Genomic DNA, 18,438 nt, shown 5'->3' on the forward strand with positions numbered 1-18,438 from the left:
AGGGATGGCTGCATGAAGCAAGGCGATATCGTTGTACGCAAATCATATGGCGAGGATATTCAATTCCGCATCGAGACGATCAAGGGAAACTTAGCAGTGCTCCGGGGCTTAGAGGTTAGACTCTTGGCCGATGCCCCTCTGTCCGATCTGCTTCCTGCCCCGGTGACTGAGGAAGAGATCTATCGCAGCTGGGATGCTGCGGCAGAGCAGCGGACGAACGAACTGCTGCGCTATGTAGAAGCAGCGCGTATGCAGGAGCTGAAGAGAGACGCAGGGGAAGAAGAGGATTCCCAGCGGCTGGACGAAACCTTCGAACTGCCTGGCAAGGTATTGCACCTGGACGGCGACCTGAGTTATATGCGAAAGTGCATGCAGGTGTATGGGAGGCTTAAAGTACCCGCTGAAGGGCATTATGTGCCGGAAGCAGAGATGGCGGATTTCCTGCAGTACATCCTGCCGCATTCACGTCCCGATATCGTCGTCATCACCGGGCATGACGGACTGGATAAACATTATGTCAACAAACATGACCTGTCCAGTTACCGGAATTCGCACAATTTCGTCAAAGCCGTGCAGGTCGTTCGGCGTTATGAACGGAACAAGGATGCTTTGGCGGTGATCGCGGGTGCCTGCCAATCCCATTTTGAGGCGCTTCTGCAGGCGGGAGCGAACTTCGCCAGTTCACCGGCGAGAATCCTGATTCACGCTTTGGACCCCGTACACGTCGCAGTGAAGATGGCCTACACCTCGATTCGCGATACGGTGAAGGTGCGGGAGGTGCTGCGGCAGACGCAGTCCGGCACGCGGGGGATGGGCGGATTCGAGACGCGCGGCAGTTATCGGGTCGGCACGCCCAAAGTCGAGGGATAACAGAATATTTCATTGACAACATCACAAGGCATTGTTATAATATTTTTTCTATCTTTGACAAGCGTGTCCACCTTGTGCTATAATGGCACATGAAAGAGGTGGTAGCTCGTCATGGCAAGGAATTCTTTAAGTGAGATCAAACAGAGTTTGGATGCGCACGTGGGACAGAAGATCCTGCTTCGTGCGAATGGAGGTCGTCGCAAGACGATTGAGCGAGTTGGCGTGCTTGAAGAAACCTACCCATCTGTTTTCATCGTCAAATTGGACCAGGATCAACATGCCTTCAAGCGAGTTTCGTACAGCTATGCCGATATTTTGACCGAATCGGTTGAAGTAACGGTCATCAGCGACGAAGGGCAAGTTCGCATTTCCTATATGCAAGATTAACCTTAACTTGTTACAGCAGTCCTCGCACTGCTGTTTTTTCTGCTCATCGCGGGCTGTATCATCGGATAGGATGCCGACCATACTAAGGGTGATTCCTTAATCCAAAGGAGGGATCCCTTGATGTCAAGACGCAGAAGGGGCGTCATGTCGGAAGAGTTGAAGACAGAGCTGGCCAAGGACTTGGGTTTCTATGATCAAGTCCAGCGTGAGGGCTGGGGCGGAATCACCACGAAGGATGCCGGCAATATGGTGAAGCGGGCGATCCAGCTGGCAGAAGAACGCCTTAAGCAGCGGTGATGGAGAGAGCGTGTGGCTGTTCCGAGAGCAGGACTCTTGGAGCGGCTTTTTTTGTTTGCTTGGAAGGTTCCTGAGGAGGGGTTCCCTCTATTGGCATCACCTGGGGGAATCCGATATACTATCAGTTAAGTCATGGTCAAGAATATGAACACAATCCATTAAGTAGGAGTCATAATCATGATCGTATATGAGAAAGCACCTGCTAAGATCAATTTGACATTGGACATCTTGCGGAAACGTGAAGACGGCTACCATGAAGTCGAGATGGTGATGACCATGGTGGATTTGGCCGACCGTCTGGAGCTGAAAACGCTGGATCGCGATACGATCATCATCGCAAGTCCCGTCGGCTATATCCCCGTTGATGAGAAAAACCATGCCTTCCAGGCTGCGAAGCTGATCAAAGAGCGTTATGGGGTCAAAGAAGGCGTCTATATCCATATCGACAAGCAGATTCCCGTCTCCGCCGGTTTGGGAGGCGGGAGCAGCGATGCTGCGGCGACGCTGCGCGGCTTGAATCGCTTGTGGAATCTAAATATCAGCGAGCAAGAACTGCAGGAATTAGCAGCTGAGATCGGTTCGGATGTGCCCTTCTGCGTCACCGGCGGAACGGCCCTTGCTGCCGGCAGAGGCGAGAAGCTGAAGCGGGTGAAGTCTCCTCCGCCTTGCTGGGTGATCCTGGCCAAACCCGCGATCAGCGTGTCCACGGCTGAGGTATACAGGAAGTTCGATGTCTCGGCCAATCAAGAGCCGGCAAGAAGTCGTCAGATGATCCAAGCGCTTGAGAATGGGGATTACGAAGGGATGTGCCGCTCTCTTGGCAATATGTTGGAGCAGGTGACCCTCCGCATGTATCCTGAGGTCGCACGCATCAAGGCCTGTATGGAGCGGCTTGGTGCTGACGGCGTGCAGATGTCGGGAAGCGGACCGACGGTTTTCGGTTTGGTAAGGAAGGAGTCCAAGGTGCATCGCATCTATAACGGTCTGCGGGGGTTCTGCAAAGAGGTGTATGTGGTTCGAACTTTGGCGTGATGAAACAGCACAGATTATTGCTTAAACCCGTACATAGATGATATATTCACTATATAACATTCGGATTTGGAGCATAATTTAGATTCATTTGGACCACATATAGACTGAGGAGATCACATAGATGAAGAAAATGAAAAGAAGTTCACGACTCGTGGACATGACACAATATTTGTTATCCCGCCCTCACACCTTAATCCCGCTCACTACTTTCGCTGAGCAATACAGGGCGGCCAAGTCGTCGATCAGTGAAGATCTGGCGATCATCAAGGAGGTCTTCACTTCCGAAGGTTTGGGAGAACTGATCACGGTCACGGGAGCGGCCGGCGGAGTCAAATATATCCCTCGGGCGCCGAAGCAGCAATCCCTGGCATTCATCCAGCGCATCTGTGCGATGCTGGGACAATCGGAGCGCATCCTGCCGGGGGGATATCTGTATATCACCGATCTCTTGGGAGAACCGTCGATCATGCAAGAGGTGGGCCGGATGTTCGCTTCAGCCTTCGCCGACCGCGAACTGGATGTCGTTATGACCGTGGAGACGAAAGGCATCCCGATCGCCTACGCTACAGCATCTTATCTGAATATCCCCGTAGTGATCGTGCGGCGGGATAACAAAGTGACGGAAGGTTCAGCCGTCAGCATCAACTATGTCTCGGGTTCATCCAAGCGCATCCAGACGATGTCCCTTGCCCGCAGGGCATTGTCAGAAGAAGCGAAGGTACTGATCATCGATGACTTCATGAAGGCCGGCGGCACGATTCAGGGCATGATGGATCTGCTTAAGGAGTTTCGGGCTACGGTGCAGGGTGTGGGCGTATTCGTCGAATCGGAAGTGCCGAACAAGGAAGAGCAGTTGATCAGCGATTATGTTTCTTTGGCCAAGATAGCTAAGATAGACCAGAAGGAGAAACGAATAGAAGTCCTTCCGGGCAATTACTTTGAGATGGAGGGTTGAACGAGATGACCATATCAATCGAAACGATCGCAACATCAGAAGCGCCTGCTGCGATCGGTCCATACTCGCAGGCGGTAAGAGCAGGCCAGATGCTCTGGACATCGGGGCAGATTCCCTTGACGGCTGACGGCCGCCTCGTGGAGGGCGGGATTGAGGAACAGACCCATCAGGTGTTTCGCAATTTGCAAGCGATCCTGAAGGAAGCAGGTGCTTCCTGGAAGGACGTTGTGAAGGTAACGGTATTCCTGAAGGATATGGATCAGTTCGCGGTTGTAAATGAGATTTACGCCTCGTATTTCGGTGATCACAAGCCGGCTAGATCCACCGTAGAAGCAGCCCGTTTGCCCAAAGATGTCCTGATCGAAATCGAATTAACAGCAATTTTGCACAATTAAATTTGTTATATTAGAAAAAATCAAAAAAATATCGCAAAAATAAGAAGGAATTTCGGCGCATTTGTGGAATTATACACCAACCAGCAGGTAGGGGAAAAAGGTGGTGAACACAGATGCAAATTACTGATGTCAGACTCCGCCGAGTCAACACAGACGGCAGGATGAAAGCGATCGCATCGATTACGATTGATAACGAATTCGTCGTTCACGACATTCGCGTAATCGACGGCAATAACGGCCTGTTCGTGGCCATGCCGAGCAAGCGTACACCTGACGGTGAGTTCAGGGACATCGCTCATCCGATCTCTTCTGCAACCCGCGAGAAGATCCAATCCGCGGTGCTCGCTGAGTACGAGCGTGCAGTAGAAGAAGATGAAAGTGTAGTAGAAGAAGGTGCATAATCTAAAGAGCAAGAGCCTGCGCTGTGCAGGCTCTTTTTCCTTGTCTCCGAATCTTATTCGCGGTGCCAGAGTAAAGATTTCCTCGATAGATAGAAGATTTTAGGGGCGAAAACAGCGATTCCTAATCCAAGGGTCATTGTGTTACGATAGAACGAGATCAACTGAAGATTGGAATTCTACTAGATGGAGGGTAATGGATTGATGAATCGTTATGGAATCGTTCTGGCAGCGGGCCAGGGCAAACGGATGAAATCCAAATTATATAAAGTACTCCATGAGGTCTGCGGCAAGCCGATGGTCGGCCATGTGACGGACGCACTCGCAGAAGCTGGAATCCAGCAAACCTACGTCGTGGTCGGTCACGGCGCGGAAGCGGTGCAGCAATACCTCGGAGAACGGGTTCAATATGTGATGCAGCAGGAGCAGTTGGGCACAGGACATGCGGTGCTGCAGGCTGCGCCGCTGCTGGCTGAGCAAGCGGGGACAACGGTTATCGTCTGCGGCGATACCCCGCTGATCCGCGGTGAGACGATCCGGCGGATGGTGGAGCTCCATGAGGAGAGCGGCGCGGCGGCGACGATCATGACCGCGGTCATCGAGGACCCAACGGGTTACGGCCGCATCATCCGCGGTGCGGACGGAAGCGTGGCAAGGATCGTGGAGCATAAGGACTGCGATGAGGAAGAAGCTGCCGTTCGCGAGATTAATGCGGGAACGTATGTTTTTGACAATCGCAAGCTGTTTGCCGCCTTGAGCCAGGTGACCAATGACAATGCGCAGGGCGAATACTATCTGACCGATGTGTTCCGCATTCTAAGCGGGGAACAGGAGCGGATCATCGCTTACCCGATCGAAGATATCACGGAGACGATCGGCGTGAATGACCGCATCGCCCTGGCCGAAGCTGAACGGCATATGCGCGAGCGGATTAACCGGGAGCTTATGCAGGGCGGCGTGACGATCATCGATCCGGTCCATACGTATATCGAGAGCGGCGTGACGATCGGCGCTGATACCGTACTCTTGCCGGGTACGATTCTAAGGAGCGGCACCATCATCGGCGAGGACTGTGTGATCGGGCCGCAGGCGGAGATCGCGGCTTCGAAGATCGGTTCAGGTGTCACGATCCGCTATGCGGTATTGGAGCAAGCTGTCGTCGGCGACGGCACGACGGTCGGTCCGTTTGCTTATCTGCGGCCGGGCGCTGAGATCGGCAGCGGCGTGAAGATCGGGGACTTCGTCGAGATCAAGAATTCGGTGATCGGAAACGGCAGCAAGGTGCCGCATCTCAGCTATGTCGGAGATGCCTATGTGGGCGAGCGGGTGAATATCGGCTGCGGCGTGATCACGGCGAACTATGACGGGTTCAACAAGAATCGCACGACGATCAAGAACGATGCATTCATCGGGAGCAACAGCAATCTGATCGCGCCTGTAACCGTCGGCGAAGGGGCTTATGTCGTCGCCGGCTCGACGATCACGCAGGATGTGCCCGATGATGCCATGGCCGTCGCCCGGGAGAGACAGACGAACAAAGAAGGGTATGCTTCGCGAATCAAAGCACGTATGAAATCGAAAAAAAGGGAATCCTAGTCGTATCACGGTTAAGCGGAATGGAGTGAACCCGGTTGTCTCAAGAAGACCCGAACTTGAAACTGTTCAGCGGCAATTCCAATCCCATGCTCGCGCAGGAAGTGGCGCGGGTGATCGGCGTGTCGCTGAGCGAAGCAGAGATCTCTCAGTTCAGCGACGGGGAGATCAAGATCCAGGTGCAGGAGAGCGTCCGCGGATGCGATGTGTACGTGATCCAGTCCACCTGTTCGCCGGTGAATGACCATCTGATGGAGATGCTCGTATTGGTGGATGCGCTGAAGCGCGCCTCGGCGAAGACGATCAATCTGGTCATCCCTTACTACGGCTATGCGCGGCAGGATCGCAAGGCGCGATCTCGGGACCCGATCACCGCTAAGCTCGTGGCCGATCTGATCACCGCCGCGGGCGCCCACCGCGTGATCACGATGGATCTGCATGCCACTCAGATCCAAGGGTTCTTCAACATCCCCGTCGATCATCTGCACGGCGTACCGATCATCTCGCAGTATTTTCAGACCAAGCAGCTGCAGGATGTCGTTGTCGTCTCCCCTGATCACGGGGGCGTGGTGCGCGCCCGCAAATTGGCTGAACAACTGCAAGCACCGATCGCGATCATCGATAAGCGCAGACCCGAGCCGAATGTCTGCGAAGTCATGCATATCATCGGCGATGTGGCCGGCAAAACCGCGATTATCATCGATGATATCATCGATACGGCGGGAACGATCGTGCTGGCGGCGGAAGCGCTGAGCCAAGCGGGGGCGAAGCGCATCTTTGCGACCTGCACTCACGCCGTGCTTTCCGGCAGTGCGATGGAACGCCTCCATCATTCAGTCATCGAAGAAGTTGTCGTAACCAATACGATTCCCTTCCGCGGCGGTTCGGATAAGTTCACGGTGTTGTCCGTTGCTGAACTGCTCGGCAAGGCGGTCATGCACATTCACGAGAATATCTCGATCAGCGTGCTGTTCGAGACCGTCTGAGGCTTCTGCAGAGAGGAATCCCGCAGGCGGTGCGGTGATCTGACGTTTGCGCTTGTCCGTCTTTCCTTATGTTGGAGAAACAAAACTACCCTGGTAAACGACCTGAGAGCCGGCGAAGTTTTTCTAGCTTTTCTTTGCTTTCATGGTTGTATGTTCGCTATAATGCATATAGATAAAGAGGAGAAGTAAAGGAGTCTGGATGGTGAAATGGATCGCAGGCCTGGGCAATCCAGGCGGCAAATATGAAGACAATCGGCATAATGTCGGTTTCATGGCCGTGGACCGCATGGCCGAGCGATGGGACCTCCGCTGGAGGGCGGACGCGAAATGCCGGGCTTATGTTGCCGAGGGCAGAGCGCCTAACGGAGAGTCCGTCGTTTTGTTGAAACCGCAAACCTATATGAACTTATCAGGAGAATCTGTGAAGGCATATATGAACTACTACAAGCTGCCCTTGGAGGACTTCATCGTCATCTATGATGATATGGACACAGAAGTTGGGCAGCTTCGCTTGCGTTATAAAGGCAGTGCCGGCGGTCACAACGGCATCAAGTCGATCATTCAGCACGTGGGGACGGAGGAGTTCAAACGGGTGCGCATCGGCATCTCCCGACCGCCGCAAGGGATGGAAGTGGTCCATTACGTGCTCTCTGATTTTACCAAGGCGGAACGGCCGTTGATCGAGGAAGTGCTGGACCGCGCGACGGAAGCGATGGAGATGGCACTCACGGAATCTTTCGATAAGGTGATGGCCAAGTTTAACAGCAAGAAGCGTTCATAGGTGTCATACGGGTATTACTTGCAGGCATTCCGGACATACTGATGGCAAGCAGCATTCGAGCATCGATCCGGGAGGAATCAGTATGCCTGTCATCTACTATTGCCGACATTGCGGGACCAAGGTAGGAGAGATCCACGACGATGTGAGCGAATATGCTCTAGGATTCCACCATCTAACCCCTGAGGAACGATCGGAGATGATCTCCTATCAAGCAGGTGGCGAGATTACGGTACGAGTGATCTGTGACTATTGCAGAACCGCACTAGAGACGAATCCCGAACTGTCGCTGCTTCCGAACCTCCTGCAATAGATGCATGTACCGCGTATGGCCTGGGCCTTAAGCCGAGGCCTATTTGGATATGAGAGAGGAGTGGAATTCTATTGCTGCAGCTGCTGCAAGCTTTTCAGAATGACCGAGATTTTCAGACGATCCTATCCGGCATCCGATCCGGGATGCGTGAGCAGCTCGTATCAGGACTCGCAGGATCCGCACGGCAAGTGATGGTGGCAGCCCTGCACCAGAATATCGAACGGCCGCTCTTAATCGTGACTCACAATCTATATGCAGCGCAGAAGATGATGGAGGATCTGCAGGAGATCTGCGACGAAGACTCGGTGATGCTCTACCCGGCGAACGAGCTGACCCTGATCGATATCGCCGCTTCGAGTCCGGAGACCGTCGCCCAGCGCATCGCTGTGCTGTCCCGGCTGTCCCAGGGCTATCGCGGCATCGTGATCGTGCCGTATGCCGGATTGCGCAGGCTGCTTCCCGTGAAGGAAACTTACCGCGATGCGCAGCTCACTTTGCGCGTCGGGGAAGAGGTGCCGCTTGCTGAACTGTCGCTGCAGCTCGTCAGACTCGGCTATGAACGGACGGATATGGTAGAGAAAAAAGGAGAGTTCAGCATCCGCGGCGGGATCATGGACGTCTATCCGCTTACCGCCGATGAAGCCTACCGTATCGAGTGGTTCGACGACGAGATCGATTCGATCCGCACCTTCGATCCCTCTGACCAGCGTTCGATTCATAGAGTGGAGTCGCTGACGATTACCCCGGCGAGAGAGATCATCGCCGATGAACAGCGGATGGCAAAGGCCGCCGATCATGCCGCCGAACTGTTGAACGAACAGCTGGCGAAGATGACGGACCGCCGGGCGAAGGAGCAGCTCGAGGAACATATCCGTGAAGATATTGCGAGATTAAGAGACGGGCATTACTTTCAAGAGATCTATAAATATATATCCTTGTTGTATCCTGAGAGACAGACGATCATCGATTATATGCCTGAAGATACGATCATGATCGTCGATGAGCCGAATCGGCTGCTGGAAACCGCCCGCCAACTGGAGCGGGATGAAGGGGAAACGGTAACGGACTTGCTCAGTGAGGGCAGGACCTTGCCGGCTTTTGTGCTGTCCAAGACTCACGAGCAGGTTCTGCAATATAAGAAATTCCCGATGCTCTATATCCAGTTATTCCTGCGCCAGGTGCCGCATACACAGCCGCAGAATATCGTCAACTTCGTTACCCGGGCGATGCAGAATTTCCACGGCCAGATGAATGTGCTCAAGGCGGAGGCGGACCGCTGGGCGAAGGCGGAGACGCAGGTGCTCATCTTAGCCAGCGACGAGGAGCGGATCAACCGTCTTCGCAGAGTATTAGCTGACTATAAGATCGAGACACCGAGAATCATCAAGGGCAATCTGCAGAGCGGCTTCGAGTTCCCAACCGGAAGGATCGCCGTGATCACCGAGGGTGAAGTTTTCTCGCAGAAACAGCGCAAGGTGAGGAGAAGCGACCGGAAGATCGACAACGCGGAACGCATCAAGAGCTATACGGAGCTTAAGGTCGGCGACTATGTCGTGCATGTCAACCACGGGATCGGCAAGTACGTCGGCATCGGCACCTTGGAGATCGACGGCATCCACAAGGATTATCTCCATATCCTCTATGCCGGCGGGGATAAGCTCTCCGTGCCGATCGATCAGATCGATCTCGTGCAGAAGTATGTCGGCGCCGAGGAGAAGGAACCGAAGCTCTATAAGCTGGGCGGCACGGAATGGCAGCGGGCGAAGAGCAAGGCGCGCAAGTCCGTACAGGACATCGCAGATGATCTGATCAAGCTCTATGCCGAGCGTCAAGCGAGCCGCGGCTACGCTTTCTCGAAGGACACTCCTTATCAGAAGGAATTCGAGAGCATGTTCATGTACAATGAGACGCCTGATCAGCTGCGGGCGATTGAGGAGATCAAGCGGGATATGGAAAGCCCTGTGCCCATGGACCGGCTCTTATGCGGCGATGTCGGCTACGGCAAGACGGAGGTGGCGATTCGCGCTGCCTTCAAGGTGGCGATCGAGGGCAAGCAAGTCGCCGTGCTTGTGCCGACGACGATCCTTGCGCAGCAGCACTTTGAGACCTTCAAGGAGCGATTCAGCGGCTTCCCCTTCGAGATCCACGTGTTAAGCCGCTTCCGCAGCCGCAAGGAACAAAACGAGACGATCAAAGGCCTGAAGCTCGGCACCGTTGACATCGTCATCGGCACCCACCGCCTGCTGTCGAACGACGTGCAGTTTAAGGATCTGGGACTGCTCATCGTCGACGAAGAGCAGCGCTTCGGCGTGGCCCACAAGGAGAAACTGAAGCGGCTGAAGACCAATGTCGATGTCCTGACCTTAACGGCCACGCCGATCCCGCGCACCCTTCATATGTCCATGCTGGGTGTGCGGGATCTGTCCGTCATCGAGACGCCGCCGGAGAACCGCTTCCCCGTACAAACCTATGTCGTCGAACACAGCAACTCGCTGATCCGTGAAGCCGTTGAGCGGGAACTGGCACGCGGCGGTCAGGTATACTATCTCTACAACCGCGTCCAAGGCATCCATCAGATGGCCGAACATATCCAGAACCTCGTGCCCGATGCCCGGGTGGCTGTCGGTCATGGGAAGATGAGCGAGCAGGAGCTGGAGAAAGTGATCCTCGATTTCCTCGATGGGGAGTATGACGTGCTCGTCAGCACGACGATCATCGAGACGGGGGTCGATATCCCGAACGTCAATACTTTGATCGTGCATGACGCCGACAAGATGGGGCTGTCCCAGCTGTATCAGCTGCGCGGCCGCGTTGGCCGTTCCAATCGGATCGCTTACGCATACTTCACGTATCAGAAGGATAAGGTGCTGAACGAAACGGCAGAGAAGCGGCTGCAGGCGATCAAGGAATTCACGGAGCTCGGGTCCGGTTTCAGGATCGCTATGCGCGACCTGGCGATTCGCGGCGCAGGCAATCTGCTCGGTGCTGAGCAGCACGGTTTCATCTCCTCCGTCGGCTTTGAGTTGTACACCCAGATGCTCGCGGAAGAGATTGAGAAGCGCAAACTCGGCCTGCAGGGCGCAGAGGTGAAGGAAGAGAGCAAGGAGTTCACCACGCAGATCGATCTGCCGATCGACGCTTATCTGCCGACGGAATATATATATGACAGCATGCAAAAAATCGAAATATACAAAAAGACTGCTGCCGTGCGTACGCTTGACGATGCTGAACAGCTGCGCGAGGAGATCATCGACCGCTTCGGTCCGATGCCGCAGGCGGTTCAGAATCTTCTGGCTGTTGCCCGCCTGAAAGCTTATGGTAATATGTATAAGATCATATCGATCACGCAGAAAGGTCATGAAGTATCGCTCATCATCGATGAGTCGCAAAATGCGGTCATCGACGGGCAGAAGCTGTTTGCCCTGGGCAGCCAATTCTCCAGAAGGGTGCAGTTCAAATCCGGTTCCAAGATCCACATCGTGTTCAACTGCCGCGGTTTGACGCCCGAGGAGACGGTGGAATTGCTGGAGCAATTCCTCTCCCAATATCAGGATTGCCTGAAACCTAAGGAGGTTCTACAACATGCAGCCAAGTAAATTACGCACTGGATTCACCGCAGCCGTTCTGTTGATCTTACTCGCCGCCGCGCTTACCGCATGCGGGGGCAAAGGTGATCCTGAGCCAATCGGGGATCCGGAGAAGATCGTGGCAGTGTATCAAGGCGGGGAAGTGGACGAGCAAGAATTCAACCGCTACTATTATGTGGACAAATTTCTATTTGCTGCTATGCACGATTATTACGAGCAGATTGCACCCGAGGAGTTCAAACGCCATATGCTTGAGAGTTATATCTCATTCAAGATCCTGGGCGAAAGAGCAAGCGAAGAGATCAGCTCCAGAACAGAAGGTGAAGTGGACGAGCGGATGGTCCAGTTCGAGGCAGAGCTGAGCGCCGATGAGGCAGCGACGCAGAGCTGGGAAGAGAAGTCCAAGGAATGGGGACTCCAGAAGGATGACATCAAGCAGTATATCCTGCTGCAGGCCAAGGCTCTGAATCACGTCCGCTCGCTCATCACCGAGGAGAGAATTCAAGAGATCTATCATGCTGCTTTGGCCGAGAATCCGCACGCATATACGACGGCTACGGTCAGACATGTGCTGGTCGCCTTTGAGCCGGAGGGCGGGGAGCCGCGGTCGAAGGAAGCTGCCCTTGAGCGTGCGCAAGAGATCAAATCGCTGTTAGAGCGTGGAGAAGATTTCACGGAAGTGGCTGAATCCTACTCCGATGATCCGGGTTCCAAAAACAACGGCGGCAGATACGAAGCCGTGAACGTGAACAACTGGGTGGAGCCGTTCAAGGAAGCGGTGCTGGAACTGGACATCGGCACGATCAGCGAACCGGTGGAAACGGCCTACGGCTACCATGTGATTCAAGTGGAAGAACGCGTGGAACCGGGCCTTGATGAGCTGCGAGATCAGCTCGAGGGACAAGCTGTTGACGAGTACTACAAGGCGTTCGTCAACGAAGAATTGCCCGCCTTGATCGAAGAGATCAAGCTGTAGGACGGTGCAGCGTGCAGCAGACGTTCTTCGCGGTCATCACCAGCTTCCCAGCGGCGCAGCAGTGCATAAAATTATGGGAACAGAAGAACACTATGGTCAGCACCAAGTAACCCAGCTATTCCTGTTGTATGACCCATAAATCCCTGTATCCAGTGTCCAATACAAACCCCAAGGAAAGTGAGGCATCAAGACACATGAAAGCAACTGGAATTGTTCGTCGTATCGACGATTTAGGAAGGGTCGTCATACCGAAGGAAATTCGTCGCACACTGCGTATTCGTGAGGGAGATCCGTTAGAAATCTTCGTGGACCGCGACGGTGAAGTGATCCTTAAGAAATATTCTCCGATTGGGGAGTTGGGTGATTTTGCCAAGGAATATGCGGAATCGTTGTACGAGAGCACGAATCATATCACGATGATCTCTGACCGCGATACCATGATCGCCGTTGCCGGAGCATCGAGGAAAGAATACCTGGATAAGGGTGTCGGCTCCCTCGTCGAGAATGCGATGGAATCCCGCAAGACCATCCTGGAGACCAACCCTGGTGAATATGACCTGATCCGTGATGTCATGGAATATTATACCTCCTTTGTTATCGCTCCGATCATCGCGGGAGGAGATCCGATCGGTTCGGTTATTCTCCTCAGCAAGGAAGAGGGCGTGAAGATGGGCGAGATGGAGACGAAGATGGCGGAGACGGCGGCAGGTTTTCTAGGCAAGCAAATGGAACATTAAACAGCCGGATGATACATGGAAGATCCAGGCTTCCGCTCAGCAGACCATGGTCTAGCGAGGCGGAAGTCTTGTTGCTTTAGGGCGCCCTCCCGCGTTTGCTTCCCGCACCAAACGGTGGTAAGGTTTGGGTGAGAGCGGGATGGTTGTTGAAAAGTTACTGGCCTTATAGATGTGGTTACAAGCCGCGCAGGTATGTTGTTCATGTTGTTTGTTCATTAGGTAATGGTCTTATTCCAGTGAATGTTAAGTGGGGGAGAGCATGAAAGGATCTACGCCCGGTACAGCCGTTCATGGGGGAACGCGTCTCATAAGAGGGGTCGCCGTCCTCGGTCTTGCGGCTGCCATCTCGAAGCTGCTTGGCACCCTGCAGAAGATCCCGCTGCAGAACTTGGCCGGAGACGAAGCCTACGGGATCTATTCAGCGGTATATCCCTTCTATGTGCTGGTCCTGTTCCTGGCCACCGCCGGTCTGCCCGCAGCGGTATCCAAACTGGTATCCGAGCAGGCGGCGCTTGGGAATTGGCGGGAAGCACGCAGGATCTATCGGCTGTCCTCCTATCTCTTAACCGGTACGGGCATCGCTGCCTTCCTCTTCTTATATGCCGGGGCAGGGCTTATCGCCTCTTGGATCGGCAGCGCCCAGGCAGAGCAAGCGCTGCGCAGCGTCTCTTACGCGCTGCTCATCGTTCCGCTGATGGCCGCGGGTCGCGGCTATTACCAAGGTTTGCAGAATATGATCCCGACGGCTGTATCGCAGGTCGTGGAGCAGACAGTGCGCGTGGCAGTGATGATCGGCCTGCTCTTGTATCTGACCGGAGCGGGGGAGTCCAGCGGCACCATCGCCGCGGGAGCTGCCTTTGGCTCTGTTGCAGGCGCAGCAGCCGGGCTTGCGGTTATGCTCTGGATCGATATGCGGGATCGCCCGCGGCGCCTTGCCGGGATCCGAACAAGCAGCCGTGAGGCCCGCTTGCCGGCATCCGTCCTCATGCGCAGCATCATCCGTTATGCCATGCCGGTCGCCTTGGGATCGATCGTTGTCCCGATCATCAATATGATCGATTCCTTTACTCTGCCGCGGCTCTTGGTCATCTCCCAAGGATTAAGCGACAGTGAAGCGCTGCATGAATTCGGCATCTATGCCCGCGGTCTGCCCTTGGTGCAGCTCGTCTCGATGCTGTTCAGCGCGATGTCGGCAGCCCTGGTGCCGTCCCTGTCCGAGGCGAAGGTGCAAGGGCAGGAGGAGATGGTGAGGCGCCGCGCGGATCTGACCCTATGGCTCACCTGGCTGATCGGCCTCGCTGCATCTGCTGGTCTTATGGCTGTGAGCTTGCCGGTGAACATCATGCTGTTCACGGATGCCAACGGCACGGTAACCATGATGATCGTCGCCTGGACGGCGGTCTTCAGTTCGCTGAATGTCGTATCTACAGCGATCCTGCAAGGCATCAGTCAGGAGCGGCTGCCGGCGATCCATCTGCTTATCGCCGCCCTATTGAAAGTCATCCTGAACCTCCTTCTCATTCCCGTCCTGGGAATTAACGGTGCTGCTTGGTCGGGTGTGGTCGCTTATGCCGCAGCGTCGCTCCTTAATATCCGAGCGATCATGAAGCATATCGGCTTAAGGCGGGGGATGAAAGAGGCAGCAGGCAAACCTCTCCTTGCTGTCATCACGATGGTGATCTGCGTCCTGATCGTCTACAGCGGTCTGACTTGGCTGGCGGTGGTGCTGGGAGCGGATGCGGAGGGAAGAGGATGGAATACGATCAGTGCCCTCGTGCTGATCCCGTTTGGAGCGGCTGTGTTCGGACTTGCCTCACTTGCGAGCGGGGCAATCGGCGCAGCCGAGCTTATGCTCTTGCCCGGCGCAGGCGAGAAATTGGTGCCGCTGCTGAGAAGGCTGCGGCTATTGCGAGGGGGACGTGAGGATTCGGCTGAGGATTCAGCATAGCAGAACATAGAGATGATCAGAGGAAGTGATGAAGATGAGAGGATCGATTACCATCGCAGGGCTTGGCTCGGGCGATGAAACACAGCTGACGATCGGTGTATGGAGGCAGTTGGAACAAGCGGATCTTATCATGCTCCGCACTATGCATCATCCGGTGACGGAGTTTCTGAGGAGCAAGGGGATGCCGATCCGAAGTTTCGATCACCTCTATGAGGCCCATGATCAATTCCCCGATGTGTATCAGGCGATCGTTGATGAACTGGTGCGGCTTGCCTTGGAGGAGCCTGGACGCAAGATCGTCTATGCCGTCCCCGGTCACCCCCAGGTAGCGGAGGCAACGGTGCAGCTGCTGCGCGAACGGGCGCCTGAAGCGGGCATCGAGCTCAAGATCATCGGCGGGGAGAGTTTCCTGGATCAGGCCTTCCTAAGATTGGGATTTGATCCCCTGGACGGCTTCCAACTCATCGATGCGACGAACCTGGAGCGCGTGCAGTTTAACCCGCTGCAACACACGATCTTCGCTCAGGTGTATGACAGGATAATCGCCTCTGAGGTCAAGTTGACGCTGATGGAATGGCTGCCTGATGATTATCCCGTCGTGGCCGCCCATGCCTTGGGTGTAGAGGAGCAGGAGAAGATCCAGAAGGTCCCGCTCTATGAATTGGATCGCATCGACGGATACGGCAATCTGTCGCTGGTCTGGGTGCCGCGGGATGATGATGAGGAACTGCTTAGCCGCAGCTTCCAGAGGCTGCATGAGATCGTCGAGATCCTGCGCAGCCCCGAAGGCTGTCCTTGGGACCGCGAGCAGACGCATCAGAGCATCCGCAAGAATCTCATCGAGGAGACCTATGAAGTCCTGGAGACGATCGATGAGGATGATCCGGAGCATATGTGCGAGGAACTCGGCGACTTGCTGCTGCAGATCATGCTGCATGCCCAGATGGAGCAGGAAGCGGGCACGTTCAATATCTATGATGTGATCGAGGGTTTGAACCGGAAGCTGATCCGCAGACACCCGCATGTATTCGGTGATCTGTCCGCAGCTGATCCGGAAGCTGCGCTTCGCAATTGGGAATCCATGAAGCAAGAGGAGAAGCGCCAGACCGGCCGGGACCCGCAGCAGTTATCCGTTCTGTCCGGGATTCCGAAGGACCTGCCCGAACTGCTTAAGGCGCTCAAACTGCAGAAAAAAGCGGCGAAGGTCGGGTTCGATTGGGATCACATCCAAGGTGTGTTTGAGAAATTGAGCGAAGAATTGCAAGAGCTGCGCGAGGTGATAGATGCCCCGGGCAAGGAAGAACAACGGATGGAAGAATTGGGGGATCTGTTATTTGTCGTAGTGGTCTTGGCGCGATTCTTGAACGTAGATCCTGAAGAAGCGATCGCTCGTGCGAATCGCAAGTTTGTCCAGCGCTTCACATACATCGAAGAACAGCTGCGTTTAAGAGGCAAGACTTTTGAACAGACTGACTTAACAGAAATGGAAGCTCTGTGGCAAGAAGCTAAATATCGGGTAAACAGGGATTGATAGGCGTATATCTCCGCTGATTTCATGATTTTCGTGAATAAAAATTTATCGAAAACCGCCCCTGTAGCAGGATTTTCCTCGGCAAGGCAGAATACATAAAATCATGCGCAGCAAGTTTAATTTTCACACCTGTCCCAAGGTGCTGAAAAAGATTAAACCAATTATCAGGAGGTTTATGACAAATGAACAAAACGGATCTGATCAACAACATCGCTGCGAAAAGCGGCATGACCAAAAAGGATGTTGAAACCGTACTGAACGGACTGCTGGGTGAGATTACGGAAGCGCTCGCTAAAGGCGAGAAAGTACAACTGATCGGTTTTGGTACTTTCGAAACGCGCAACCGCTCCAGCCGTGTAGGCCGCAACCCGCAAACAGGCAAGAGTATTACGATCCCGGCTACGAAGGTCCCGGCGTTCAAGGCGGGCAACAAACTCAAAGAAGCGGTTAAATAATGCGACTGGACAAATTTCTTAAGGTCTCTCGCCTCATCAAAAGGCGCACCGTTGCCAAGGAGGTAACCGAACAGGGCCGCGTATGGCTTAACGGCCGCGAAGCGAAGCCCAGTGCTTCCGTTAAGCCGGGAGATGAACTCAAGATTCAGTTCGGTCAGAAGCTGGTGACGGTCCGCGTGGAGCGGGTCGCCGACTCGGTGCGCAAGGAAGAAGCCGGCGAGATGTACACGATCCTTAAGGAAGAGGGAATCGGTTCATAGAAGAACCGGTTCCTTTTTTTTGTGGTGATAGTTCTAATTGAACACCTGTCCTCATAAGTTACTGATAAGAGGAGGGGTACAGGCCATGATCGATCAAGGGAAGAGCAAGCGACAAGAGATCAAGATGTTGAACCGCAAGCTGCTGGAGATCTCCGGCGTGCTGAATGTCGAGAGCTTCGACAGCGAGGAATTCTTGTTGGAGACGGAGTGCGGCTTTCTGACGATACGCGGGTCCAATCTGCATATCAAGAATCTCAACCTGGAGCAGGGGCTGGTCGCGATCGAGGGCTTAGTGAACGATCTGACCTATCTGGACGCCCATGCCCCCGGCAAATCATCGGGATTCTTCGGTAAGTTGTTCAAGTGAGCCTGAATACACAATTCATCACTCTATGGATGATGTTCGTCAGCGGCTGCATGCTGGGCGGCATCCTCGATTGCTACCGCGTCCTCTCGGGACAGCTGCACCTTAAGCGATGGTTGATCCCGTTGTTCGATGTCCTGTACTGGTTAACCGCCATGGTGCTTGTCTTCCGCATCCTGTATTGGAGCAATTTCGGCGAAGTCCGGTTATTCATCTTCCTCGGACTGATCGCCGGGGCAGCGGTGTACTATGCCTTGTTCAGCAGGCACTTCATCCGCTTGTTCCGTCTCATCCTTAGGTGGCTTGCTGCATGCTGGCGCTTCATAGTACATTTCTTCCGCATCTTCGTCATCACGCCGATGGTTTACATCAGCCGTATTGTCTTGGCTGTAGTGATGTTTTTTGGCACAGCCTCTATTTTATTGGGGAAATTTGTGCTACAATTGGTATACCCGCTGTGGAAAATCTTGCGCCGATCGTTGCAGCATCTGATGAGGATCACATGGCTTCGTGCAGCGGCCAAACAACTTCGCGCCAAGATATCCCAATTTAGGCGAAGGTCATAGGAGGCGTGAA

At 54.3% G+C, this 18,438-nt stretch carries 20 protein-coding genes; all 20 read left to right on the forward strand.

Annotated features, from left to right (window positions below):
* Positions 1-12 precede the first annotated feature (12 nt).
* The 20 genes from yabG (at position 13) to yabQ (ending at position 18,428) form a co-directional block, all read left to right on the forward strand.
* Positions 13-870 carry a sporulation peptidase YabG gene (gene yabG, locus PRECH8_RS08365; RefSeq protein WP_200966652.1) on the forward strand — a complete coding sequence of 286 codons (858 nt, stop codon included), beginning with the start codon at positions 13-15 and terminating at the stop codon, positions 868-870.
* A gap of 111 nt (positions 871-981) precedes the next feature.
* Positions 982-1,257: a biofilm formation stimulator Veg gene (veg, locus tag PRECH8_RS08370; RefSeq protein ID WP_200966653.1), complete on the forward strand. Its 276-nt coding sequence runs from the start codon at positions 982-984 to the stop codon at positions 1,255-1,257.
* Between the two features lie 120 nt (positions 1,258-1,377).
* On the forward strand, positions 1,378-1,554 hold the full coding sequence (locus tag PRECH8_RS08375) for a small, acid-soluble spore protein, alpha/beta type (protein WP_200966654.1): 177 nt from the start codon (positions 1,378-1,380) through the stop codon (positions 1,552-1,554).
* A 177-nt stretch (positions 1,555-1,731) separates the two neighbouring features.
* Positions 1,732-2,586: a 4-(cytidine 5'-diphospho)-2-C-methyl-D-erythritol kinase gene (gene ispE / locus PRECH8_RS08380; RefSeq protein ID WP_200966656.1), complete on the forward strand. Its 855-nt coding sequence runs from the start codon at positions 1,732-1,734 to the stop codon at positions 2,584-2,586.
* A 121-nt stretch (positions 2,587-2,707) separates the two neighbouring features.
* On the forward strand, positions 2,708-3,541 hold the full coding sequence (gene purR / locus PRECH8_RS08385; RefSeq protein ID WP_200966657.1) for a pur operon repressor: 834 nt from the start codon (positions 2,708-2,710) through the stop codon (positions 3,539-3,541).
* 5 nt (positions 3,542-3,546) lie between these two features.
* Entirely contained in the window at positions 3,547-3,936 is a 390-nt protein-coding gene (locus PRECH8_RS08390) for a RidA family protein (RefSeq protein WP_200966658.1), read from the forward strand.
* A 113-nt stretch (positions 3,937-4,049) separates the two neighbouring features.
* Positions 4,050-4,337 (forward strand): septation regulator SpoVG, encoded by a 288-nt coding sequence (spoVG, locus tag PRECH8_RS08395; RefSeq protein WP_200966659.1) that lies wholly within the window; start codon positions 4,050-4,052, stop codon positions 4,335-4,337.
* A gap of 201 nt (positions 4,338-4,538) precedes the next feature.
* On the forward strand, positions 4,539-5,930 hold the full coding sequence (glmU, locus tag PRECH8_RS08400; protein ID WP_276569101.1) for a bifunctional UDP-N-acetylglucosamine diphosphorylase/glucosamine-1-phosphate N-acetyltransferase GlmU: 1,392 nt from the start codon (positions 4,539-4,541) through the stop codon (positions 5,928-5,930).
* A gap of 35 nt (positions 5,931-5,965) precedes the next feature.
* Positions 5,966-6,913: a ribose-phosphate pyrophosphokinase gene (locus tag PRECH8_RS08405; RefSeq protein ID WP_200966661.1), complete on the forward strand. Its 948-nt coding sequence runs from the start codon at positions 5,966-5,968 to the stop codon at positions 6,911-6,913.
* 202 nt (positions 6,914-7,115) lie between these two features.
* Positions 7,116-7,694 (forward strand): aminoacyl-tRNA hydrolase, encoded by a 579-nt coding sequence (gene pth, locus PRECH8_RS08410; RefSeq protein ID WP_200966662.1) that lies wholly within the window; start codon positions 7,116-7,118, stop codon positions 7,692-7,694.
* Between the two features lie 82 nt (positions 7,695-7,776).
* A complete protein-coding gene (gene fin, locus PRECH8_RS08415) occupies positions 7,777-8,004 on the forward strand; it encodes an anti-sigma-F factor Fin (protein ID WP_200966663.1) in 228 nt (75 codons plus the stop codon).
* A gap of 71 nt (positions 8,005-8,075) precedes the next feature.
* Entirely contained in the window at positions 8,076-11,600 is a 3,525-nt protein-coding gene (gene mfd / locus PRECH8_RS08420) for a transcription-repair coupling factor (protein ID WP_200966664.1), read from the forward strand.
* The gene (locus tag PRECH8_RS08425; RefSeq protein WP_200966665.1) at positions 11,587-12,567 is read left to right on the forward strand and encodes a peptidylprolyl isomerase; all 981 of its coding nucleotides are present in this window, start codon (positions 11,587-11,589) and stop codon (positions 12,565-12,567) included. The genes mfd and PRECH8_RS08425 overlap by 14 nt, the downstream gene beginning before the upstream one ends.
* A 194-nt stretch (positions 12,568-12,761) precedes the next feature.
* Positions 12,762-13,304 (forward strand): stage V sporulation protein T, encoded by a 543-nt coding sequence (gene spoVT, locus PRECH8_RS08430; protein ID WP_200966666.1) that lies wholly within the window; start codon positions 12,762-12,764, stop codon positions 13,302-13,304.
* Between the two features lie 259 nt (positions 13,305-13,563).
* The gene (locus PRECH8_RS08435; RefSeq protein WP_200966668.1) at positions 13,564-15,252 is read left to right on the forward strand and encodes a putative polysaccharide biosynthesis protein; all 1,689 of its coding nucleotides are present in this window, start codon (positions 13,564-13,566) and stop codon (positions 15,250-15,252) included.
* Between the two features lie 34 nt (positions 15,253-15,286).
* Entirely contained in the window at positions 15,287-16,783 is a 1,497-nt protein-coding gene (gene yabN / locus PRECH8_RS08440) for a bifunctional methyltransferase/pyrophosphohydrolase YabN (protein ID WP_200966669.1), read from the forward strand.
* 182 nt (positions 16,784-16,965) lie between these two features.
* Positions 16,966-17,238, forward strand: a complete 273-nt coding sequence (gene hbs, locus PRECH8_RS08445) for a non-specific DNA-binding protein Hbs (RefSeq protein WP_200966670.1) — start codon at positions 16,966-16,968, stop codon at positions 17,236-17,238.
* Positions 17,238-17,498: an RNA-binding S4 domain-containing protein gene (locus PRECH8_RS08450; protein WP_200966671.1), complete on the forward strand. Its 261-nt coding sequence runs from the start codon at positions 17,238-17,240 to the stop codon at positions 17,496-17,498. The genes hbs and PRECH8_RS08450 overlap by 1 nt, the downstream gene beginning before the upstream one ends.
* Before the next feature lie 85 nt (positions 17,499-17,583).
* Positions 17,584-17,865 (forward strand): sporulation protein YabP, encoded by a 282-nt coding sequence (yabP, locus tag PRECH8_RS08455; RefSeq protein ID WP_200966672.1) that lies wholly within the window; start codon positions 17,584-17,586, stop codon positions 17,863-17,865.
* On the forward strand, positions 17,862-18,428 hold the full coding sequence (yabQ, locus tag PRECH8_RS08460) for a spore cortex biosynthesis protein YabQ (RefSeq protein ID WP_200966673.1): 567 nt from the start codon (positions 17,862-17,864) through the stop codon (positions 18,426-18,428). The genes yabP and yabQ overlap by 4 nt, the downstream gene beginning before the upstream one ends.
* Positions 18,429-18,438 lie beyond the last annotated feature (10 nt).

Origin of the sequence: Insulibacter thermoxylanivorax, assembly GCF_015472005.1 — a bacterium.
GTDB classification, from domain to species: domain Bacteria; phylum Bacillota; class Bacilli; order Paenibacillales; family DA-C8; genus Insulibacter; species Insulibacter thermoxylanivorax.